At 35.2% G+C, this 23,862-nt stretch carries 14 protein-coding genes; 8 read left to right on the top strand and 6 right to left on the bottom strand.

Annotated features, from left to right (window positions below):
• Positions 1-298: 298 nt before the first annotated feature.
• Positions 299-1,450, bottom strand: coding sequence for a glutamate--cysteine ligase (gene gshA, locus F6K15_RS08835; RefSeq protein ID WP_293059916.1), 1,152 nt, complete (start codon positions 1,448-1,450; stop codon positions 299-301).
• 431 nt (positions 1,451-1,881) lie between these two features.
• Entirely contained in the window at positions 1,882-2,703 is an 822-nt protein-coding gene (locus F6K15_RS08830; protein WP_293059913.1) for a cobyrinic acid a,c-diamide synthase, read from the bottom strand.
• A gap of 1,260 nt (positions 2,704-3,963) precedes the next feature.
• Between F6K15_RS08830 and F6K15_RS08825 the strand changes: the two genes are divergently transcribed.
• Positions 3,964-4,824 (top strand): Npun_R2479 family HD domain-containing metalloprotein, encoded by an 861-nt coding sequence (locus F6K15_RS08825; protein WP_293059910.1) that lies wholly within the window; start codon positions 3,964-3,966, stop codon positions 4,822-4,824.
• A 1,089-nt stretch (positions 4,825-5,913) separates the two neighbouring features.
• Here the strand turns inward: F6K15_RS08825 and F6K15_RS08820 are convergent.
• Entirely contained in the window at positions 5,914-7,044 is a 1,131-nt protein-coding gene (locus F6K15_RS08820; protein ID WP_293059907.1) for an ABC transporter ATP-binding protein, read from the bottom strand.
• A gap of 304 nt (positions 7,045-7,348) precedes the next feature.
• Between F6K15_RS08820 and F6K15_RS08815 the strand changes: the two genes are divergently transcribed.
• The 5 genes from F6K15_RS08815 (at position 7,349) to F6K15_RS08795 (ending at position 14,520) form a co-directional block, all read left to right on the top strand.
• On the top strand, positions 7,349-8,446 hold the full coding sequence (locus F6K15_RS08815; RefSeq protein WP_293059904.1) for an RNA-guided endonuclease TnpB family protein: 1,098 nt from the start codon (positions 7,349-7,351) through the stop codon (positions 8,444-8,446).
• A 405-nt stretch (positions 8,447-8,851) separates the two neighbouring features.
• The gene (locus F6K15_RS08810; RefSeq protein WP_293059901.1) at positions 8,852-10,525 is read left to right on the top strand and encodes an iron ABC transporter permease; all 1,674 of its coding nucleotides are present in this window, start codon (positions 8,852-8,854) and stop codon (positions 10,523-10,525) included.
• A gap of 30 nt (positions 10,526-10,555) precedes the next feature.
• Positions 10,556-10,738 (top strand): hypothetical protein, encoded by a 183-nt coding sequence (locus F6K15_RS08805; protein ID WP_293059898.1) that lies wholly within the window; start codon positions 10,556-10,558, stop codon positions 10,736-10,738.
• 1,401 nt (positions 10,739-12,139) lie between these two features.
• Entirely contained in the window at positions 12,140-14,143 is a 2,004-nt protein-coding gene (locus F6K15_RS08800; protein ID WP_293059895.1) for a diguanylate cyclase, read from the top strand.
• A 143-nt stretch (positions 14,144-14,286) separates the two neighbouring features.
• Positions 14,287-14,520 carry a hypothetical protein gene (locus tag F6K15_RS08795; RefSeq protein ID WP_293059892.1) on the top strand — a complete coding sequence of 78 codons (234 nt, stop codon included), beginning with the start codon at positions 14,287-14,289 and terminating at the stop codon, positions 14,518-14,520.
• A 380-nt stretch (positions 14,521-14,900) separates the two neighbouring features.
• Here the strand turns inward: F6K15_RS08795 and F6K15_RS08790 are convergent, their stop codons facing one another.
• The 3 genes from F6K15_RS08790 to F6K15_RS08780 are packed head-to-tail and all read right to left on the bottom strand — an operon-like array spanning position 14,901 to position 16,445.
• Positions 14,901-15,422 (bottom strand): HNH endonuclease, encoded by a 522-nt coding sequence (locus F6K15_RS08790; protein WP_293059889.1) that lies wholly within the window; start codon positions 15,420-15,422, stop codon positions 14,901-14,903.
• The gene (locus tag F6K15_RS08785) at positions 15,403-15,810 is read right to left on the bottom strand and encodes a hypothetical protein (RefSeq protein ID WP_293059886.1); all 408 of its coding nucleotides are present in this window, start codon (positions 15,808-15,810) and stop codon (positions 15,403-15,405) included. Before F6K15_RS08785 ends, F6K15_RS08790 begins: the two co-directional genes overlap by 20 nt.
• 14 nt (positions 15,811-15,824) lie before the next feature.
• Positions 15,825-16,445, bottom strand: a complete 621-nt coding sequence (locus F6K15_RS08780; protein ID WP_293059883.1) for a hypothetical protein — start codon at positions 16,443-16,445, stop codon at positions 15,825-15,827.
• A gap of 757 nt (positions 16,446-17,202) precedes the next feature.
• Here F6K15_RS08780 and F6K15_RS08775 point away from each other — a divergent pair.
• Together F6K15_RS08775 and F6K15_RS08770 are read left to right on the top strand one after the other, a co-directional pair.
• Complete coding sequence (locus F6K15_RS08775; protein WP_293059880.1) at positions 17,203-21,504, top strand: DUF2157 domain-containing protein; 4,302 nt, start codon at positions 17,203-17,205, stop codon at positions 21,502-21,504.
• 851 nt (positions 21,505-22,355) lie between these two features.
• Complete coding sequence (locus F6K15_RS08770) at positions 22,356-23,762, top strand: 1-acyl-sn-glycerol-3-phosphate acyltransferase (protein WP_293059877.1); 1,407 nt, start codon at positions 22,356-22,358, stop codon at positions 23,760-23,762.
• Positions 23,763-23,862 lie beyond the last annotated feature (100 nt).

Raw genomic sequence — 23,862 nt, 5'->3', positions numbered from 1 at the left:
CTTAATTCCTAACTCCTTTTACCCTATGTAGCTAAAGTAAATGAAAGGAGTTGGATATTATGGAATAATATTACCAAAAATTAGTTTAAACTTTGGCTAAAAAAACCTAATATTAATCATTCTAGAAATTCCCAAATCCAAAATCATTCGTCACCATGCAATCCCAAATGAAATGGTTTCAGACCATATCATGTCCCTTTAGTTAGTGATAAAAACTTTCTTCAAATCTTCTTTCTTCTTCCCTTCTAGACTCCTAACTCCTCCGTCGTTATCTATACGTATTCAAGCAGACATGATATTAGGCCACCATTGATTGACATAATTGATCTTCTAGCTCCTCTTCTTGTTGTACCATTTCCAAAATTGCTGCTTTAATTACGCTTCGACTATCAAGACTACTGTTATATTGATCTAACCATTTTTGTGCTGTATTGCCTTCCCGAATAATTTTTTTGATTGGAGAAAGAAAACAACTAAAGCCAAGTTTTTTGGCATAAGGTAAAACCTGTTGATAAATTTCCTCAATCCAATCTTTCGCTAAAATAGTTCTACCATCTTGCCAATGGGAGAGTTGAGCTTCAAGACTATGATGAGCTGCTGCTATTTCATTATTATCTGCTAAAGCTGCTAAATCTTCCAAACGGTTAGTTGCAGATAAGTTACTTTTTTCTAAGGGGTCGAGACTAGGATCGTCAATTAATTGCCATAAACGAGCTTCTAATAAAGCTACCAAGGCCAGCTGCATAATTGGGTTACTTACAAAGTCACAAATTCTTAATTCTAGACGATTAAGATTATAGGGACGGCGATCGCCGTTAGGTCGCACAGAACACCACAGATGGCGGACATTTTGCATAACACCTGTAGCAATTTTCTCTTCAGTCCATTTAATGAAATGACTATGACTTTCAAATAGAGGGACATAAGCTGGAGTTTTAGGAAAAGTAGCCCAACGAGTAGAGTGAAACCCTGTAGCTTGACCATCTAGAAAAGGAGAAGAGGCACTGAGAGCTAAATATAAAGGGGCTTCCATCCGAATCAAACGAATAGCCCGCATCAATAATTCTGGGTCACTAATACCAACATTTATATGAATACTGGTGGTAACAATTTTTGCACCGTAAGTTTCTTGTATATATGTGTGATATGGGTTTTTAGGGTCAGAGCGTTCAAAGGTATGACTACCTCCTAAAGATAAGGTACTTCCTGGAATTATTGTGTAATCCCCTAAAGTGTTTAAATAACTTCTCAATTTCAGTCTTGGCTTTACTAGAGCACATAAAAGTTGAGCGTAGCTACACAATGGTGCAGTTGTGTATTCTACATTTCTACTATCTGGCTCCCTAACAAACCCCTCTACTTTGGCCACAATTTGGTCTGAAAGGCCAACAGTATCACCTTGGGGTGTGCCAGTGTACATTTCTACTTCAAATCCTTTCGATAGCAGCACAACAGGCTCCTGAATATGGTTTATTTATATTTTTAATGGTATCAGTATATTTAACATATTTGGTATATGCCTAAGAGCTTAGATTATCAAGAGATTATTACTTTATTGAAGTATGGCATTTACATTTGAACTGTGAAAGAAAAGAGAATAAAATGCTTGAGGGGATGGGGTATAGCTGAAAGTGATAGGTAGTAGAGAGAGTTTTTATGACTTAAAAAATGACAATTTATCGCAATTTTGTTTGAATTATGAGATATTGTAGATTTCTAGGGTGCAGGAAACAGGAAGTAATCAATTTATCATAAATTATTGAGTATTCCTATATCATAATTAATCTGAAAATACTTTATATGAAAGCAGCTCAATATTTAACTATTTAATTATTTAATTATTTAATATATTTCTAAAAGATACATTTGAATAATTTTCTTCTAATTAACTAGAGACTCAAATTCTAGAGGAAAAATTTCTTCTTCCTCTTGCTGTTGAAATATATAATCAAAGTCAAATTTTAAAGCTTTAATATGGCGAGCGATCGCAAAACCACATTTCGTAACTTTATCAGTCGTAAAAGTTGCTATTACTAAAGTTACTAATTTTTTTGGAGATAGTTCAGGTATTTGCACATAATAATCTCTTTTTGCAAAAAATATTCCTTTATCTTTAGGTACAATAATGCCATTAATTTGATGAGCGTGCTGAATTGGTTTAATATATGTTTTAAGAAAATTATCCTGATTTGTTTGAAGACGAGCTAATTTTTCATGTTGTAGCCAACTCATTGTGAACATAATCTTAACCAATTCAAATCCCAAAATATAGTTAAATATGTGATTTCTTTCTTCTGTATTAATGACTAATTTTAATGCCGATTCTAAATATTGTTGAGTTTTACAGCGTACGTCTTGAGCAGAATGAATATAATATTGTCTAATATAATTTCTGAGTACATTTTCATTGATTTTTGTTTGAGTACGAAAGCGTCTTAGATATTTGTTAATCCTGTTAATTGTATCTATATCTTGTAGCATTTTGACTGCTAAACCATCAGCTATATAGTCATCTAAAAATTCTGCTTGTTTTTCTGGAGAAGATCCACATAAAATATAAGAAAAAGATAAAACATAACGGCGTTGATGCCAAGGCAAGCTAGCCGCCCATTGTTTAACTTCTTGAGGTAGTTTATTAAAGATACTATCTTCACAGTTGGGTTCAAAAAATATATTTTGATATTTATTTTTTCGATTTTTCATTATTACTATTTTGATTTTTACGGATGCTAATATAGTATTTTTTTTATTATTGTGATTCAAATCACATTAGTTATTTTTTACTCTCACAACTAATAGTAGATTTTAATCACAGACAAGTCGAGATTAAATTACATATAATAATCATCAAAAAAGCTAGTATAAAGGTTTTAAATATATTGGCAATTAATATATTGGCAATGATAGTTATCTGAAAAGAATATTAACCATAATTATAATCGTTAATCACAGAATGGGGCTATGATTTTTTTGATACTTCTATAGTTAAATCAATCAAGCTATCTCGAATATAGAATGTTAGACTTGATGTGTCAATTCAGTTAGCCTCTTGAGAGAGGAACTGTGTTAACAGTTAGCCTCTTGGGGAGGAACTGCGGACTTCAGTACCTCCTGCAATAGGGAGGCGGGAAAATGCAGAATTTTTTTTTATGCCCTTAAAAGGGGAAGCTTGAGACATGATTTTTTTTGTCAATAGTAAATAACACCGAAATATGTGGTATTTACATTTTAGTTGTGAGTATTATCTTCAGGAAAAAATAACTAAAGATTAAGTCTAAAGCCTGTTTTTGATAGTTGCAACAATTTGATTATTATTACTAATAAACTCCCAAAAAATCAACAGAGTGACCAGCGTAAAACTTATACAAACTCATAAGATATATAAGCATTTTTACATAATGAAACTATAATATTTTCCTCTTGATTAAAACATTTTTTTACGATTGCATAATTCAAGGATATTATATATGATGAAATTAAGATTTAAGATATCAAGATCAAATAAAAAACAATGAGATAAAAGTGGCAGGTTTCACAGAACTATTTGTAAAATATAAAGATGACAATCTAGTTTTATCTATAAAATAGAAAAACTATTATATAATGATTCATAGACGATCTTCCAGCTTAAACTTTGGATAGTATCTAAAGTATTCAATCAATGTAGATATAGCAATCCTAAATCATTCGTGAGAATTTTATTACTTTAGTGTTTCCCATTCCCTATTCCCTGTTCCGTGGTCCATAAAAGCCTAGAAACTCTCACAAATAAAATAAAATTGCTATATATTGAAACCTCAAATTAACTTTTTAACTATGGCTAAAAATAATAATAATTAGTATAGAGGAATGAAAAAAAGAAAATGAGGTGAGATAATTTGTTTATGATAGTAAATAAAAAAGAGTATCAGTTCATTGAACTGACATTTAGTGAAATAGAAAATGTAAATTAGGAGACTGCAGATGTTTAACTCCACTGAACTTTTAATTGATGCCTTCATAAAACGGCTGACTAATGGCTATCGTCATACTTATGGTGGATATAAAGCAGATTATGCTGATATTATTGCCTGGGCAGCTGGAATGGCATTAGAAAATATTGCTAATAGTGATGCCCTGTATCACAATGTAGAACATACTATTCTTGTAACTTTAGTGGGACAAGAAATTTTACGCGGGAAACATATCCGTGAAGGTGGAGTTTCTTGTGAAGATTGGCTACACTATCACATTTCCTTACTTTGTCACGATATTGGGTATGTCAAAGGTGTATGTCGTCAAGATAGAGGAGACCTAAGACTATATGCTACAGGCATAGATGGTACCAGTGTATCTTTACCTAGAGGCGCTACGGATGCCAACCTAACTCCTTATCATGTTGACCGAGGTAAACTGTTTATTGAAGAACGCTTTGGAGGCCATAAGTTAATTGATGCAGAAGTGATTAAGCGTAACATAGAACTGACTCGTTTCCCTGTACCAGCAGATGAAGATCATCAGGATAAGGAAAACTATCCTGGTTTAGTTAGGGCAGCAGATTTAATTGGTCAGTTAAGTGACCCCCGGTATTTACAAAAAATCAGTGCCTTATTCTATGAATTTGAGGAAACAGGCCAGAATAAAATATTAGGATATAATAACCCTGGTGATTTACGCCAGGGCTATCCTAAGTTTTACTGGAATGTGGTTTATAGTTATGTTAAGGATGCGGTGGCTTATCTAAATCTTACTCAACAAGGAAAACAGATAGTAGCTAACCTCAGTGCAAATGTTTTTCGAGTAGAACATGACAATGCTGTTGAAGAGGCCGTAGCTATCAGTTAGTTAGCGATCAGGCAAAATTTATTACTATCTAGAGACACCGGGTTTCTGCATCTGCTGACTGGGAAACCTAGGTTTTTCATAAAAAAAGCACTACGTCTTTTGGTGTTTGACAATAAATTTGGGCTGTCAGGGAATAGGGAACAGAGGAATGTCAATCTTGTATTTGCGTAGTGCTATACCTATTTTTTTTTAATGTCAGTTCGACTTTGAATTTTTGTAGTGGATAAATAATCTATCGACAAAAATCTGAATACTTTAGTAAGATCGACTAAAATAATTGAGAAAAAACTCAGTTGAAGATGATTATCCAGAAATTTATCCCAAGTCCCGAATTGATGGCAGGAGGTGGTACTCATCTACGTGAATTGCTTCATCCTTTCCTTTTTAGGATTACCCTAATTTGAACCTCTCTGGTTTTGTCGAAGCAGAATATAAATTTAAAAAATCTCTTGCATCTCAGAAAAATTATCAAGTTAATCAGTAATTATATCATGTCCGGATAATCAGTGATCAAAAAAACTTTCTCCTCTTTATTCTTTCTTCTTCTTTCTTCCCTCCTGTCTCCTGACTCCTGTCTCCTGTCTCCTCAGTCGTTTATTGTAGATTTAGATTAATCTGGCAAAACACCGCAAACTTTAGTAGAATGGCTAGAGATGAGAAATATAACAGTAAGCATTCAGCGATTAGAAGTTAGCTCTTCGGTGCGGAATGCGCTCGCATTCAGCTTTTTACAGCGGTTTTCATTTCAGTATACCACAGTAGGGACGTTGCATGCAACGTCCCTACTGGGTTTTGGTTATGACGATGTGGTTCATCAATTTGAAAAGCGCTGTAATGAATAAACCAAGTATTTGTTTAACTTCTACTACATTTTTAAACAAAGAATTGAAGCACAAGAACAACGAACTTAAATTGTCCACTATAAGGTAATAAAGCTGATAGCTGTTAACGTTTGCGTAGCATGACCTAGGAAAGTTCCGACCATAGGAGGCTAGCTGACTGCTGTTTGCGTTTGCGTAGCATCCCGTAGGGAAGCAGTCCGTAGGAAATGCTTACATATAACCTTCTCTGAACCATTTTTTTCCTATATTAATTAACACTAACTAGGGAAGAAGATTGAGCCAAATTTTTAGTAGATGTAGCAGGAAAAACCCTCAAACAATCTTCTGCAATAGATACCTTAACCTTAATTCCCATGGGCAATGCTAATTGTGGAGTTGTACGAGCAATTAATTCTTGTCCAGATTCAGTGCGTAAAGAATAACGAAATTCACGACCTAAAAATTGGCGATCGTGAATCACTACAGACCCCCCATCATCAGGTTTTAACATCAAATTTTCCTGACGAATCATTAACTCAACTTGATCGAACTCATCTAAGCTACCAATTTTCCCACCAAATAAATGATTATCTGTTAATTCAAAATCTCCAAGCTCCGTTTCCCACAGCTGACCTTGACGACGTGCAGGTAAAAAATTAGCCTGAGTTACAAATTCAGCTACAAACTGAGAAGCAGGTTCAGTATAAATATCTTCCGGAGTACCAAACTGTTCCACACATCCAGCTCGCATTACTGCCACCCGATCAGAAATAGCCATTGCCTCTTCTTGATCGTGAGTAACAAAAATTCCCGAAGCACCAGCATTTTTGAGAATATCTCGTAATTCTTGCCGTAATCTGATTCTGACTTGTACATCCAAATTACTCAAAGGTTCATCCAATAATACTAAAGCTGGATTTGGTGCCAAAGCACGCGCCAAAGCTATCCGTTGCTGTTGACCCCCAGAAAGTTCGTGGGGATAGCGACTTTCCAAACCAGATAAACCAACTAATTCCAGAGCATCTGCAACCTGATGATTAATTTGCCTACTTGACTTTTTGCCAGAATTATGTAGACCGAATGCAATATTTTTAGCTACCGTCAGATGGGGAAATAAGGCATAATCTTGGAAAACCATACCAACATCTCGTTTTTCCGGTGCCACCCAATCATTCACACCAGCAACTACTTGCTCATTAATAGTAATAATACCTGACTGTGGTTGCTCAAATCCAGCAATCATTCTCAATAAAGTTGTTTTGCCACAACCTGAAGGCCCCAATAACCCTAGTATATCCCCTTGGTACAATGTTAAATTGACATTTTGCACCGCAGGGATAGCAGTGCGAGAAAATTGTTTGCTGAGACTCTCCAAACAGAGAATTACAGATTGGGCCATTTATTGTTTAACCTCCCTTAGATTCTTAAAATATGTCTAGAACATTATTGACTTCTCAATTATATTAACCTAATTTTTAGGAAATGTTCTCATTAAGTTTATGGAAACTTTTCTAAGAGGCTGTTTATAGCGCTACGCGCTAGGGAACAGGGAACAGGGAATAGCAAACTGTAAAAGGATTTTAAGATTGAAAAATGTCCTAACCAATTCTTGTAGTGCTATATCAACAAAAGATTAAGTTAGGGCTAATAACTGTTGGCTATAATCTAGTATAATCGCGTGAAAATCACCAATTATCTGTTTTATGCTACTTGGATTTAAAACTGAACTACATCCGAATAATCAGCAAAAAACCTTACTAGCTAAACACGCTGGTGTTGCAAGGCACGCCTGGAATTGGGGATTATGGCTGACTAGGAACATCCTTAATCACAATTCCAACAATCCTGACAGTAAACTTAAATTTCCTACAGCTATTGATTTGCACAAACTATTAGTAGCAATGGTTAAACCTAATAACTATTGGTATTATGAAGTGTCAAAAACAGCTCCTCAGTATGCCTTGAGATATTTATCGTCAGCTTGGAAACGTTGCTTGAGTAAAGTGTCGGGTCAACCTAAATTCAAGAAGAAAGGTAGAGATGATAGTTTTACTTTAGATGGTTCTATATCAGTAGGTTTTAAACATATAAAATTACCTCGAATTGGATGGATTAAAACCTATGAAATACTGCCAGATAATATAGCTCCTAAATCTGTAACTATTAGCAAAAAAGCTGATAGATGGTTTGTTAGTTTCAAGATAGACTCAGCTTCCATAATTACTGAGAAGTCAGTAGATGTAGTTGGAGTAGATTTAGGAGTAAAATCTCTAGCCACGTTATCCACTGGTGAGGTCTTTGTTGGTGCTAAACCTTACAGAAAGTTAGAAGCCAAACTTTCTCGGTTGCAGTACCTTAACCGACATAAAGTCAAGTTTTCTAATAACTGGAAAAAAGCACAGCTAAAAATAGCCAGGCTACACAACAGGATAGCCAACATCAGAAAAGATACATTGCATAAACTAACTACTTCTCTAGCTAAAAACCACAACCCACCCCCATCCCCTCCCGGGAGGGGAGCTAGAGGGGTGGGTGAAGACTTAAATGTATCAGGTATGATGTCAAATCACAAGCTGGCTAAGGCTGTTACTGACATGGGATTTTATGAATTTCGTAGACAGTTAGAGTACAAGTGTGAATTATATGGCTCATCCTTAACCATTGTTGATAGATGGTTTCCTAGTTCTAAAACCTGCAGTAGATGTGGAACTGTTAAAGAGTCTCTATCTTTATCTGAAAGAGTGTTTAAGTGCGAACACTGCAATTTTAGCTGCGAACGATATTTGTTTGCGTTTGCGTAGCATCCCGTAGGGAAGCATCCCGTAGGGAAGCATTCCGTAGGAAATGCAGCGTTTAATTTAGCTATGGCGGGCAGTTTGCTCCGCAACGCTAACGCGTTTCGCGCCAGCGTTGCGAAGCAAACGTCCGTGTCAGCCTGTGGACTGGATAACGCCGACGTTGCCAGCTAGAAGCAGGAATGGAACAGATAATCATAGATTTATATAGATTATCATAGGTTTCTAAGAACGGTTTGTGACAGTATTCTTACAATTTCTGAAATTAACGATAGAACTCCGTTCCGCTTTCGGTACAGAATGGCAAACACGATTGGTTTGACAGCTCACGCACCGCTTCCTGTGGGAGACGTGCGTTATTCGCACCCTACCCCCTACATGGTTTAATATTTATTTGACAAACAATTTCTAATGTATAAAATTAAAATGTTTGATAATGTGAAAAAAATTAACTATTTCAACTGGAATGCTTGGACAGTATTTGTCATAGCGATCGCCTTTTTAATCTCAGCTCCTGTACTATTTATTCTCAGCAGTATTTTCTCGGATACAGGAGAAATTTGGAGTCATTTAGCTTCTACAGTTTTACCCCGTTATCTGCTAAACTCCTTTATCTTAATGGTAGGAGTAGGTTGCGGAGTTGTCATCATCGGAGTAGGAGCAGCATGGTTAGTCACAATGTGTCGCTTTCCTGGTAGTCGCATTTTTGAATGGGCGATGTTGTTACCATTAGCAACTCCTGCTTATATTCTCGCCTACACCTACACAGAATTACTAGAATTTTATGGGCCTGTGCAAATGTGGTTGCGAGAGGTATTTGGTTGGGCAAGTGTTAGTGATTATTGGTTCCCGGAGATCCGTTCCATGGGAGGAGCGATCGCTCTATTAACCCTTACCCTATATCCTTATGTTTACTTACTAACACGAGTGGCTTTTTTAGAACAATCAACCTGTACTTTAGAAGCCAGTCGCTCCCTGGGATGCAACCCTTGGCGTAGCTTTTATAAAATAGCTTTACCCCTAGCTCGACCAGCAATAATGGCAGGTTTAGCTCTAGCGCTGATGGAGACTCTCAATGATTTCGGTACAGTACAATATTTTGGAGTCGAAACATTTACCACTGGCATATATCGGACTTGGTTTGGCATGGGAGAGAGAGTTGCTGCAGCACAGTTAGCAGCAGTATTGATGTTATTTATTTTATGGTTAATTTTGCTGGAGTTATGGTCGCGTCGGCAAGCAAAATACTATCAAACTAGCAGTCAGTATCAAAAATTGCAGCAGTTTCATTTAGGTGGAATGCGTGGGATAGTCAGTTTATTTGCTTGTTTGCTGCCAGTATTGTTAGGTTTTCTGTTGCCAGCAGGATTATTATTAGAAATGACTATTGCTGAAAGTGCGGAAAGTTTTCGGGGAAAGTTTTGGAGTTATGCTTCCCATAGTTTAATTTTGGCAGGAATTACGGCTGTTTTTGCTGTGGCGATCGCCTTAATTATGGCATATGGCGTGCGGTTGAATCGAAATTTGGGAATGCGTTTATCAACTCGCATTGCTGCAATGGGTTATGCTGTACCGGGTTCAGTTATTGCAGTGGGAATTTTGATTCCCATTGGTGCGGTTGATAATATCATTGATAGTTTTATGCGTTCAATATTTGGCATATCAACTGGTTTATTATTCAGTGGAACTATTACAGCATTAGTGTTTGCTTATTTGGTGAGGTTTATGGCGGTAGCATTTGGTGCTGTGGAGTCAAGTTTGCTTAAAATCAAACCAAGTTTAGATGATGCTTCCCGAAGTTTAGGTTATGGACCCACGAAGACTCTGGTTAAAGTTCATGCACCGATGATGTGGGGAGGGTTATTAACTGGAGCAATGTTAACTTTTGTGGATGTGATGAAAGAGTTACCTGCAACAATGGTAATTCGTCCGTTTAATTTTGATACCTTAGCAGTAAGGGTTTATAATTTGGCTTCTGATGAGCGACTAACGGAGGCAGCAGGTCCAGCTTTAGCAATTGTGTTGGTAGGGATTATACCAGTAATTTTACTCAGTTTAAAAATTGCCAAATCACGCCAATATTAAGATTATCCTGACTACACTAATATGTAAAGTGTGGGGAGATGGAGAGGGTGGGGAGATGGGGAGATGGGGAAGATGGGGAGATGGGGAAGATGGGGGAGATGGGGAGTTTGGGAAGATGGGGGAGATGGGGAGATGGGGAGATGGGGGAGATGGGGAGTTTGGGAAGATGGGGAAGATGGGGAGATTTATAGAACTCATTTGGTATCTTCATAAATATTAAATTTTTTTAGTTAGGAGACAGGAGACAGGAGACAGGAGACAACCCACCCCTAACCCCTCCCAGGAGGGGAAGAAGAAAAAGGGAAGATGTGGGGAGAAATAATACAAAAAATTCAACACACCAACACCAAGATTTTCGGTCAAAATTTATGCGCCAAAAGACTTGAGTACCATAATTATAGCAATGAGCGCTGGTATATTTACAAATTACAGGAAAGGCCAAATAGCTAAAAGTCTTGTATGATAGGCAATTTATTCCCCCTGTTGCCTGTTGCCTGTTGCCTGTTGCCTGCGCACAGCGCTATATATAGGGATCAAATGGGTTCTATCAAAGCCGTGAGTGGAATATTAGCTAATGTTGGGTTTTTAGGCAAATAAGTTAGGATATTGATATTTAGTTACATAGCTATAGATATTGATATTTAATTACCGAAAAATTTTGGTTTAAAGCCTCCCCTTTTTTCGGGGATAATAAAGAAAAATTTTCCTTTGAATCAATCCTATCCGGTTTCAAGGAGAGGTAATTATTAATTATTAATTATTAATTATTAATTGTTGAAATAGCTATAGATAGATATCTCCAACAATCAAAAATCAAATCAATTATTGCACTCTTATTCATCAATTATTTCCCCCTACTCTCTACTCCCTACTCCCTATTCCCTACTCCCTATGCATGGAGGAGATGCTTAATAGATCCGTTTAGGGGTTCTATAAGTAGCACAATTTTTTGTATTATTTAAAAGTGGTAGAATCTACAAACTGCATTCTACTACTTCTACTTAATATTGATTTATCTAGGAGATTAATACTTAGCAAGAAAGATATTTGTCGGTAATAGACATCTCCAAAAATCAAAAATAAAATCAATTCTCACACAGAAATTATCAATTATTTCTCCCTACTGTCTACTCCCTCTTTTGGAGGAGATGTCTAATACTTTAATTAAAACTAACGCAGTGGTGTACAAGTAGTGATTTTTGTAGCTTTGTTTCTGACAGTAAAAGGAATTTACTGATAAATATCATTACATCTACAAGACTAACAAAACGAATACTCTCCTAATTTATGTATTATGAAATTGAGTATAATTGCTAGGCTCCGAAGGTAGTAAATCGTAGGTATAATACCTACAGAAAATAAACAGTGTATTTTTTACTAAAATAAATTTGTTTAAACGTTCTCCAGGAAAGAAATATCATTCAACAGTCAATATACAAAAAATATATAAATAATTTGATTTTTCTACTTATTATGATAAAAGTTTACCTAATACCTAAATAGGGCTTGCTGAACACCCTAAAACCAAGCTGCGTTGTCCACAATTGGTAGGGATTAAGTCCCCAATAAGATTAAAGCTAAAATTGTATATTTGTAATTTTATACTTACGATCCATGTCTATTAACAAAGGTCAATTTTTAAATTCACAGATTGAGGTAGCAATTGAGCGAAATCCTCTAATCGTTACTTCAGATATGTCACTGACTGAAGCAATAAATCAGCTTAGTAAACCCAGAAACAAAGATGAGGGGATTGATGTAGTTACAAAATCAAATCAAAGTATAGAGTCAAGCAAGCGATCGAGTTGTTTATTAGTAGTAGAAAATAATCAACTATTAGGAATACTAACCGAGCGAGATATAGTACGCTTAATTGCCCAAGAAATTTCTATGGAAAATGTAAAAATAAATGATGTGATGACTCGGGAGTTGATTACAATAGTTGCTTCAGAGAACGAGAATATTTTCACAGTTATTAATTGTTTTCGGCAGCATAAAATTCGTCATCTACCAGTATTATCCAAGACAGGAGAATTAGTAGGTTTGATTACAGTAGCAAGTCTCCGCAATTCTTTAAAATCAGTTGATTTACTCAAACATCGACAGGTGAAAGAAGTGATGACTACTAATGTTATTCATGGACCCCCTGATTTATCTATATTTGCTTTGATAGAAAAAATGGCAAAGTATCGAGTGAGTTCTATCGTAATAGTTCGCACAGATCCACAACAGAAGTTATATCCCATTGGAATTGTCACAGAAAGAGATATTGTGCAATTTCAAGCGCTGGGGATGAATATCAAACAATTCAAAGCTTCAGAAGTTATGAGTACACCTTTACAGAGTTTGACTCCGTTTGATAGCTTATGGAAAGCTCATCAAAAAATGCAAAAATTGGGAATAAGGCGATTAGTTGTATGTGGTGATGATGACCAATTGTTAGGGATCGTCACACAAACTAGCTTGTTGGAAAATCTGAATTCTGTGGATATGTATGGCATGATTCAGATATTGCAAGAGGAAGTCGATCGCCTACAAACTGAGAAAATTGAAATGTTGCATCGTAATAATAATAATTTAGAACAACAGGTACAGCGTTTGCAAGAATCAGTACATAGACTGGAGCAACGCAACCAAGAAATGGCAATTATTAACCAAATGATAGATTTTTTACAAGCTTGCGAAAAAATTGAAGATGCGAATAAATTGCTAACAGAATTTATCAAAAAATTGTTTCCAGGTTTTTCTGGCACTGTGTTATCAAGAGATGAACATAACCATAAATTTGAAAGTGTTAGTCATTATGGCAATTTAGCCGATAGTGAAATGTTGCTTGAATTTAATGATTGTTGGGCATTGCGCCATCAAAAAATTCATATTGCTAGCAATAATCAACCAGAATTATTTTGTCCTCATACTTATCAGGACTCTCAACTTACTGGTACTATTTGTATACCTCTGTTAGCTCAAGGTAAAGCTTGGGGGATATTTTACCTACGAAGTGAACTGCCACAAGGAATTAGTAATTATCAACGAGAGTTAGCTCGTACTGTCGCCGAACAAATTTCTTTAGGACTGTACAACCTCAAACTTAGAGAAAAATTAAGAAATGAAAGTATTCGTGATTCCCTAACAGGTTTATTTAATCGACGCTATTTAGATGAATCTCTCAAGCAAGAAATTATCAAAGCGAAACGTTATCAACAACCTCTAAGTATTATCATGGTGGATGTTGATCGCTTTAAAAAGTTTAATGATACTTATGGTCACGATGTAGGAGATATTGTGCTCCAAAAAGTAGCGCATTTTTTACAGAAACAAGTTAGACAATATGATATTGTTTGTCGTTACGGTGGAGAAGAAATGACTGTGATATTAACTAATACTCCTCTAAAAATTGCTCAACAAAGAGCAGAAATTATTTGTTCTGGAGTAAGGAAATTATCATTACAAAATCAAGGAGAAACTCTGCCATATATTACTGCTTCTCTTGGAGTTGCCTGTTTTCCTCTACATGGAACTACAGGAGAAAAGATTATTCAACGAGCGGATGAAGCTTTATATCAGGCGAAGAAAGCAGGGCGTAATCAAGTTGTTTTGTATCAATTAAAACAGTAAACCTAATCTTGATTTGATAATTTTTTTCAATTAAGAAATATTAAAAAAACCTGAATTAAGCATAAAGAAATAAGTCATATATAAATATTTAGGGTCATAACAGAAATAAGCAGTTTTAATGAAGCACAATCAAATTAAGCCCAATGAAAATAGGTCATTTCAGCGAAAAGTTAGCTTCCTACAGAGGAACTACACTAACAGTTATCAGTCAAATTATTGTGGTAGTTAATTCATTATTATTTGTAACAATTAATCAGGAATTCTATGGCGGGTTGTTCGATAAAATCAAGCAGTTGAAAATAGAAAATTCTAGTTGTCTGGAGTGTGATGTCAAAATAGCTGAATGGAAAAAGAAGGAAGAACTCATAATACTTTAGATAGAGTTTTATATAAAATCCGGGTAATTAGTTATCGTATCGCTCTCCGAGTTAGGAGTCAGGAGTAGGAGTCAGGAGTCAGGAGAAAAGAAGGATGAGAGTGGGAATTATATGGAGATATTCCGGCATTTTATATCTGCATTGAATGGAAGTAGAAAGTGCGATAACTGTATAACCGGATTTCATATTACAGTTTATCGCTAGTGGCTGTAAAAATTTAACTATAAAATTCCTTGGCACTAGCGAGCAACTCCCCTATACCAAATATTTCATTAATAGACATCTCCTATAATAAAAAATCAAATCAATTATCACACAGAAATTATCAATTATTTCCCCTCCTGGGAGGGGTTAGGGGTGGGTTCCCTACTGCCTACTGCCTACTGCCTCTTTTCTGGAGATGTCTGATGTGCATTTGGATATCTGTTAAAAACAGACTTCTTTAATGATTTAAGATGTTCTAGTTTGTGTTCTAATTCAAATATCAGATTATCACTTTTTTCATTATTGCAACGCCAACAAATTGCTTCTAGATTATCATAATCAAACATTTTTTCTGGGAAACGTGCTTTATTCAATTTGTGGTCAATGGTAACGTAATGTTCGTGATAGTAAGATGAACCCGCTTGATTTATGTATGATTTCCCATCAATTGTTTTGTACTCATAACCTCGTTTTTTAGCTTCTTCCTTGGACTGAGTAGAATATTGTTTACCATGCACCATTTTTTTTCCACAATAGGGACATGGTTTTGAGCTTTTATTAGTTCGATACTTATATGGACTGATAAAACCTTCTTTTGGGTCTTTGATACAGGGTACTGTTTGAGCTGCATTCCAAATATCTTTGATTTCAGAAGCGTCATATAGTGTATATAGTTTATCAAGTCTTATTTTGCTCATTGTATCTATGCTCCATTGCTGTTTCGTAAGTGGCAAACCGTTTTTTAGTTTTCTTAAATATATCTGTTGCTTTCTGCAAAATTTGGTCAATTTTGTCAACTTGCTGGTCTAAAACTTCTTCAATATGTTCTGTTTCATGGAGAGAGTGATCGATGGCACCAATAAGATCCCCTTTGTTCAGTTTATGGTCGAACATAGTGACAACATTGTTATTCACTATATTGACAAAAGGTATAAGTATGTCCCATGATTTTTGAACTTTATCCCATCCTCGATTGAAAAATCCTTGTGTTCGAGCTTCTTTTTGTTGTGCAACTGTCAGAGTTTTGAATTTATCTGTATTTCTTTGTTGCCATTGCCGATAATTTAAACCTTGAACTATCTTCATTGAAACTACCCTTTTTAAACTACTTTTTTATCAAAATAATATTCAATTTTCTGCCATACATCTATACCGTAATGCTTGATAATATATTTCTTGGTCATATTTTGTTGATGTCTTAATACATCAAGTTTAGTGTTAATTTCTTTTTTGAGTTGATGACTTTCTAAAACAACTTCCTCTGCAATTTGTTGATGCTCTTCCATAGCATCTTTTATATCTTCTACATGATGTTCGTAGTCAGTCTTATGCACTAAGTCTTTTTCTTGTAATAATTCAGCACGTTCTTTACCTACTTGAGATAGTGCATTTTTTAACCATCGACCTATTTGTAAAAGTTCAGAATTTTCTGGATTTAAAAATTGCTGTAGTTGACTCTCAGCTCGATCTGCTCTTTCTTTTTCTGCATTAGCTTTGGTTTCTGCTAGCTTTGCCTTTTTATTTGCTTTACCTGTATTTTGACTTAACATATATCTGTTGTAAGTATTGGCAGGTTTAACAATTTGCAAAGGACGTAGATTTTCATACACTTCTAAGATTTCGTCATCTGTCAGCTTTAAATCCAGGTATTCTTGTCTTATTCCTGAATTTTTGGCTATTATGCGAATCTTATCTTTTCTATCTTTTTTACTTAATTTCATTATTTTTTTCTATTTTAATTGTTGAATAAAATGAGCGATAAACTTTTAGATTACATTTTCAGAAAGCGGTCATTTCAGTCATCAGTTATCAGCGGTCAGTACCTCTGCAATAAGGAGGCTTGAAATAAGGTATATTCTCTTTTTTTATCCCCTTAAAAGGAGAGGGCTTAGAGCACAATTTTTCGGTAAACAAGTAATGATTTTTATCGTATACCTCCCGATCGTTCAAGGGATGTAGCAACTAATATTTTTACATTTTTAGGATTACCTATTTTCATTATACTAAAAGTTCCTGCATTTACCAGGACGAAAATACTAAATTTTTTGCTTTATGCTTTAAAGAAGTAGAATTATAAACTTATATAGCAGGGAACAGGGAACAGGCAACGGGTAACGGGCAACAGGCTACCCACCCCTAACCCCTCCCAGGAGGGGAATAATTGATAATTTATGGATAAGAATTGATTTAATTTTTGATTTTTGGAGATGTCTATTTATTTAGTTATCTACCACAGAAGCAAGAATCTAGTTTTGTCTGAGTTTTGATATCATGTCCGTTTAATTAGTGATAAAAAATTTTCTCCTTCTACTTTCCTCTGTTGTTCTTTTTTTCCTCCTGACTTATGACTCCTGACTCCTCCATTGTTTATTTCTATTTAAAGACGAATGCAAGAAACCAGAAGAACTTTTAGGGACTGTTGTCAAATTTCTGTAAAATTCATAATATTGAAATTGAGGAAGTTAGAAGAGAAATTGAATGTTAATCAATATTGATCGAACTCATCCACAACTATTAGAAGGTTTAGATATTTGGTTACGCTTAGGTTTAATTTCTGACGATGAAGTTAGAAAACTATGCCAAAAATATCTAAGTTCTCCACTGCCACAACCACAACTTATCGAAACTAAACCCACATTAGCAACTAATATTCAAACATCTCAAAAAGAAGCAAACTCACGCCCTAGTATTTCTAATAGTTCCACCAAAAAATCTCCTAATTTAATCGCTCAATTATTACAGTCATTGATGGCAGAAATTAGCCTCCGATGGCTACTTTTTTTAGGTTTATTTATGGTGGTCGTATCTTCTGGATTACTTGCTGCTAGTCAGTGGGAAAAATTTCCACTCACCGGACAATATTTAGTACTTTTAGCATATACATTATGCTTTTGGGGAGCGACATTTTGGACTAGAAAAATCGGAGGTTTGCGATTAACTTCTGAGACGTTACGATTGGTGACATTACTATTAGTACCTGTAAATTTTTGGGCAATAGATGGTTTAGGTTTGTGGGGAAATATTGGGGAATGGTTAATAGTAGCGATCGCTTGCTTCTTACTAACTAGCATAATCATTTATTTTGTTGAAGAAGGAAGAATAAAGAAGGAAGAAGGAAGAAGGAAAAAGTGGATGGGGACTCAAACCCTAACCAATTGTCAAAACCCTGTAGATAGCGATGTATTAAACCAAAAAGAAAAAGATAAAAAATCAAATAATTCTGTCTCTACAAATTGGATTTCAATTGCTACGCTGAACTTATTAAGTCTGAGTTATTTACATTATGGTTGGAGATTTTCAGGATTTCCAATTTTGGCAATTTATTTAGGAGTTATTGGTACAGCGATCGCTACTATTTATCAGAACCAAACTCCATCTAGTAAAAAAATCAGAGAAGTTGAAAATCAAAGTACTACTGGCGACCCATTAACAGGAATTGCGATTGTAATTTATGCTTTAGGAATTTTGTTAGTTCGAGCAATTTTTATTGCCAATGTAGATATTACAAAGTTAGGATTAGCTTTAGGAATAAGTGGATGGATTTTATTAAAGAATCATCAGATTAAAAGCAAATTATTTGTACAAAATTGGATTGGGATTAGTTTACTGTTAATTGGGTGGTTAGTTTCTGTAGCTACTCAACCTTGGCAGGCATTCATCATTAGTATTATTGGTTTATTCTTATTAGCAGAAAATCTGCAAAAATCTTGGCGAGGTATTAACCTATCTGCAATTTTTCTGATGGGTTTACAAATAACTTGGTTAGGATGGCGATTAATTCCAATTGCCACTCGACAAACGTTAATTACTACAACAACCCAAATTTTAAACGCCCAAAATTCACCAGAATCATTGCTTAGTTTAGCTTGGTTTCCCTACTTAGTATTTATGGTCTGGGTGACAGATTGGATTTATCATCGTCAACAAATTAACCTAGCTAAGTTTAGCGAGAAAATTTGCTTAGGTTTTGGAGTATTTTTAAATATATTATCTTGGCAAAACCCTCTAGCTATATTTATAAATTTCTTAGGTTCAACTATTATTCTTGTTATTTTTACCTCTCGTCGTCAACCTATCAAAGTTAGGCTTGTTTATCTAACTCATATAACTGGTTTATTATCAATATTTTCTGGGATTAATTATTTCTTGCCCAGTATAAGTGTAGAAATATGGGCAATAATTTTATCAGTAATTATGGTGGCTGAATGGGGAATATTTAGTTTCCAGGCAAAGATAACAGCAGAAAGAACAATTGTCACACCTATATCCTCTATTTCACTATTAAATTGTTTCTGTTTAAGTTCTTGGCATCTTGGTTTAGTTTTAGCAGTTATTAGTTATATTTTATGGTTGAGTAAATTAGAAATTTTCCCATCTGATTTTTGCATGGTTATGAATTGCCAATTATCAGCAAAATGGGGAATTATTTGGTTTATTACCCCTCTAGCTCTAACAATTATTGCTAGTGAAGAAGGAAGAAGGAAGAAAGAAGAAGAAAGAAGGAAACAGGAGCAAAGTGGGAAAAAGTCGATGGGGACTCAAACCCTTGAAGAAGGAAGAAGGAAGAAGGAAGAAGCGGTGCGACCCCGCGTCGGCGACAGACGCAAGGGAATGCGCACCAAGAGAGGAAGGAGCGAAGTTGGAAAAAGTGGGTGGGGACTCAAACTCCAACAAATTGTAAACACAGCGGGTGACGAGGGGGTATTAAACCCAAAAGAAAAAAATCAAATAATATCTTTTAGAAAAAGAGTAAGTGGCTTAAGTGTGGTGGCTGTAATTATGCTACAAACTTTAACCTTATGGCAGCCAGAAATTCGATTAATTGGTTTGGGTTTAGGTACAGCTTTAATGTTAGTTAATACTAAAGACTTACTAACTCAAACAGCGTCAAATATTACAGTAGGCTTCATCTTAATTTTCGTAAGTTTTTGCCTGGGTGAAAGAGTATTAGGTTTGCCTCCTGTTTCTGGAGCGGGGTGGTTATTAACCATTAGTATATTTTTAGTAATTTTGTGGTTTTTGTACTCTCGAATAATTAGATTACCAGGGCAGTTATTTAATATTTATACTCAAGCAATAGATGGTTGGGCAATTATCCTCTGTAGTTTAGAATTAATCTTCTTAACAATCCACTCCTTCGGCATTTATTGGCAGACTATTAATCCCTCAATCACAGTAATTACTTCTACTATTTTCCTCTTATTTGCCATTAGCTATCGAGGCTCAATTAAACAAACAACAGAAAACTCATCAATTACATTTAGTCTCCATAATTTTGTTCAGTCTAGCGCCACAGTTTATAGTGTTGGTTGGGCTTTAGAATTACTAATAGTTGAAACTTTAGGATTTGTAGATAAATCAGCAATAAATCTAGCAATAGCTAATATTGGATTAGGATTATCAACTCAAATTTTAGGAGATTGGTTACAAAGAAAAACAGGTATTAATAATTTGCCTAGATGCTGGCAAGTCATGCCATTACTTTATGGTATTTTAGGTGCTTTATTCCGTGTAGGTACTTTTGAAAATTGGACTGGCTTAACTTCCTTAGCTCTATCATTTATATTGATTGGAATAGGCAGGAGAAAAACCACATTAAAACCAATATTGTACTTAGGAATTATCGGAATATCCTGTGCTGCTGCCGAAATACTTTTATCTCAAATTTCTTCCCTGCCATTAGCAGATAAATTAATTGCTTATGCCAGCCTTGGAACAACCATCACTTATAGTTATCGATTATTATCTCCTTGGTTATTAGATTACTTAAAAATCAGAGAAACAGAAATTAAAAATATTGCCAATATACATTGGGCAGCCAGCAGCTCAATCTTACTTTTATTAGTAATATCTAATCTCAAATCAAATCCAATATTAGGATTAACCACAGCAATACTGTTAACTCGCTATGCAATTATGCAAGGCAAAAATAATTCCAATTTACAACAAGCAGAAACCTGGATTTATGTAGGATTTTTAGAAGGATATGCTGTTGCCATCTATATAATTAACCTACTTTCCATCACAGAAATTTTACGATATTGGCTAAGTGCAATAACTGCCATAATTTCTTACTTTATCTATTTATTACCTTGGGAAAATTGGGGATGGCCACTACAACCTTGGCGACGAATTGCTGTAATTATGCCAATAGCAACTATATTTATTACCAACTTAAAATTAGACACCCCTCCACCTTGGTATTGGTATGCTTCAATTCTCATAACTTCAGGATTTTATATTGTAATTGCCAAAGTAAATCAGCAAATACGATTAACTTATATTAGTGTCGGTTTAATGAATTGCGCTTTTGTGATTTGGCTAAATAATTTAGGAGCATCTCTTCAGACATTAATTTACATTACTCCCATCGGATTATCATTACTTTATATCGCCAAAGTCGATCCAATTCTGAAATTATCTAAAAACAAAAATCTTCGGCATAACTTACGACTTTTTGGCAGTGGAATAATTTGTTTTATCGCTTTATTAGAAAATCAATGGACTGGTTTACTACCAGGAATAATTAGTGTAATTGCCATTTTCGCAGGATTAGGATTACAAACTAGAGCTTTTCTTTATGTAGGAACAGTCACATTTTTAATCAACGCTTTTAACCAACTAATTATCCTGAACTTTCTTTACTCTTTTTTCAAATGGATAATTGGTCTAATAGTAGGAATTTTCTTTATTTGGATAGCTGCAAGTTTTGAAACTCGACGAGAACAAATTAATAACTTATTGCAAAATTGGATAGAAGAATTAGAAGAGTGGGAGTAGGGACGCGGGGACGCGGGTTCTTGAGGACACGGAGACGCGGGGACGCGGGGATGGGGAGATTGAATATTGAAGTAATTATAAAATTATAAAGATATATTATATGAGCAGATTCTATATGAAAAAAAATCAAAAATATATATTTGTGTATAAATAATTTATAAATAGCTATTTACCAAATAATTAAGGTTTAAAGCCTCTCTTTTAAAGGAGAAACAAGCAAAAATTGTCCTTTGAGTCAATCCTCTTCTTTTCAAGGAGAGGTAATTATTAATTAGGGCTTACCGATCAATTTTAAAACCATTTTAAAGTAAAGGTTTGAGCCTTCTTAGATTCCCAATTTGTGCGCTTATTTTAGTCTAAAAATCTCAAAAATTTAGCATAAAAGGCAAACCTTCGGACAGAAAAATTGAGAGACAATTCTTACTCCGACCTCCTCTATGATTTCCATTTCTCCTGTCTCCTGTCTCCTGTCTCTTGTCTCCTACCCCTACCAACAGACTTTCCATACGCAAACCCTAATTATTAATTGTTGAAGGATTGCTGTATTACTTTTGATTTGACTGATGGACCGATTCTAATATACCTATGTATACAACATTTGATCTAGAATTAATGTGTCAATTCTTTGTATTATTACAGGAGATATTTTCATCTTAAGAATAAAGATAGTATACCTCTAAATTTGTAGAATTCTGTTACTAGAAAAAAGGATATAAGTATTAGAAAGTAGGCAATAAGCAAATAGCCCATAGGACAATCTATCTAAAAATATTGCCAGAGGACTCCCGTCATAATTTTTGATTTAACGACGGGAGTGTCAAATTTAACCCATAATTAACTGATAAATTTTAATGTCCAACTCAACTATCCAGGTTCAACCACCCCTAAAATTTATTCCACCCAACTTTAAGCCCCTGGTAAGAACAGGTACAAAACTAATGTTACCTTGGTGGCTGAAGTGCGGAATATCTGTCGCCGACATACAAGCAGATAACCTAGAAACCCTAGCCCAACTATATCAAAACTTCCATCAGGGGAAAAACCGCTTTCTAATGGCATTCCGTCATCCTAATGCCAACGATCCTTACTGTCTGGGATATATGATCTGGTATCTATTGCCCAAATTTGCCAAACAACAAGGAATTACCCTTCCATCTCTTCTCCACTATCATTTTATCTTTGACCGAGGTATTCCTTTATGGGCAGGTAATTTTGTCGGTAAATGGTATTCATATTTGGGAGGAAGTTCAATTCACCGAGGAAAAATAGACCGTCAGGGACTAAAATCAGCTCGTGAATTATTTGCTAATGGCAGTTTACCTATGATGGCTGCTCCAGAAGGAAGTACTAATGGCCATAATGAAAGAGTCAGTCCCTTAGAGCCTGGTATTGCCCAGATGGGATTTTGGTGTGTTGAAGATATATATAAAGCCACTCGTTCTGAAGAAGTTTTAATCGTGCCAATAGGTATTCAATACAAGTACTTGGGCGAACCATGGGAAAATGTAGAGAAACTTTTAACTAAGCTGGAAAAAGATAGTGGTTTGTTTTCAGGTTCAGAAAATCTTCCCGATCAGCAAAAACTAGCACCTTCTGCACTATACCAACGACTTTTGAGATTAGGAGGTCATTTATTAGAAAAAATGGAAGAATTTTATAGAAAAAATTACCACCGAGACTTACCCAAGTCAACTCAAGAAAGTTCTTCCCAACAATCTTTAACAGATGACCAAATTAATGAAACGATCGCCACTCGCCTCAATGCTCTTCTCAATGTTGCTTTGGAAGTGGCAGAAGAATATTTTCAAATTCAGGCCAACGGTAATTTTATAGATCGTTGTCGTCGTTTAGAACAAGCAGGCTGGGATTGTATATATAGAGAAGATATTGAAAATTTAGCCACTCTTTCTCCTGTAGACAGAGGTCTTGCTGACCGACTTGCACAAGAAGCTAGTCTGCGAATGTGGCACATGAGATTAGTCGAAAGTTTTGTTGCGGTTAGTGGCAAATATATTACCGAAAAACCGACAGTAGAAAGGTTTGCAGATACAACTCTACTAATATGGGATATGATTAATCGTATTAAGGGCGGTAATCCTCTCAAGCGTCCGATACTAGGAAAACAAAAAGTATACATGACAGTAGGACAACCAATTTCTGTTTCCCAGCGTTGGGAGAGTTACAAAACTAAACGTCGTACAGCCATATCAGAACTGACTCAAGATTTGCAAAAAGCCCTAGAAGAAACGATTAAATGATCGGTATCTGTGCAAAATTTTTACAAAAAATTAATTTAACATTTGTTAGTAGGAAAAAAGGAATAGAGCATAAGAGTCATCCTCGCGTAATGGTAGATGG

Source organism: Okeania sp. SIO2B3 (assembly GCF_010672525.1).
GTDB lineage: Bacteria > Cyanobacteriota > Cyanobacteriia > Cyanobacteriales > Microcoleaceae > Okeania.
The sequence above is the reverse complement of the archived record's forward strand: the minus strand, read 5'-3'. Positions and strand labels throughout refer to the sequence as shown.

What these genes read in the sequence shown, in the direction of transcription:
- F6K15_RS08830 (WP_293059913.1), bottom strand. Translation starts at nt 2,703, where the DNA reads ATGAAAAATCGAAAAAATAAATATCAAAATATATTTTTTGAACCCAAC.
- F6K15_RS08825 (WP_293059910.1), top strand. Translation starts at nt 3,964, where the DNA reads ATGTTTAACTCCACTGAACTTTTAATTGATGCCTTCATAAAACGGCTG.
- F6K15_RS08820 (WP_293059907.1), bottom strand. Translation starts at nt 7,044, where the DNA reads ATGGCCCAATCTGTAATTCTCTGTTTGGAGAGTCTCAGCAAACAATTT.
- F6K15_RS08815 (WP_293059904.1), top strand. Translation starts at nt 7,349, where the DNA reads ATGCTACTTGGATTTAAAACTGAACTACATCCGAATAATCAGCAAAAA.
- F6K15_RS08810 (WP_293059901.1), top strand. Translation starts at nt 8,852, where the DNA reads ATGTATAAAATTAAAATGTTTGATAATGTGAAAAAAATTAACTATTTC.
- F6K15_RS08800 (WP_293059895.1), top strand. Translation starts at nt 12,140, where the DNA reads ATGTCTATTAACAAAGGTCAATTTTTAAATTCACAGATTGAGGTAGCA.
- F6K15_RS08795 (WP_293059892.1), top strand. Translation starts at nt 14,287, where the DNA reads ATGAAAATAGGTCATTTCAGCGAAAAGTTAGCTTCCTACAGAGGAACT.
- F6K15_RS08790 (WP_293059889.1), bottom strand. Translation starts at nt 15,422, where the DNA reads ATGAGCAAAATAAGACTTGATAAACTATATACACTATATGACGCTTCT.
- F6K15_RS08785 (WP_293059886.1), bottom strand. Translation starts at nt 15,810, where the DNA reads ATGAAGATAGTTCAAGGTTTAAATTATCGGCAATGGCAACAAAGAAAT.
- F6K15_RS08780 (WP_293059883.1), bottom strand. Translation starts at nt 16,445, where the DNA reads ATGAAATTAAGTAAAAAAGATAGAAAAGATAAGATTCGCATAATAGCC.
- F6K15_RS08775 (WP_293059880.1), top strand. Translation starts at nt 17,203, where the DNA reads ATGTTAATCAATATTGATCGAACTCATCCACAACTATTAGAAGGTTTA.
- F6K15_RS08770 (WP_293059877.1), top strand. Translation starts at nt 22,356, where the DNA reads ATGTCCAACTCAACTATCCAGGTTCAACCACCCCTAAAATTTATTCCA.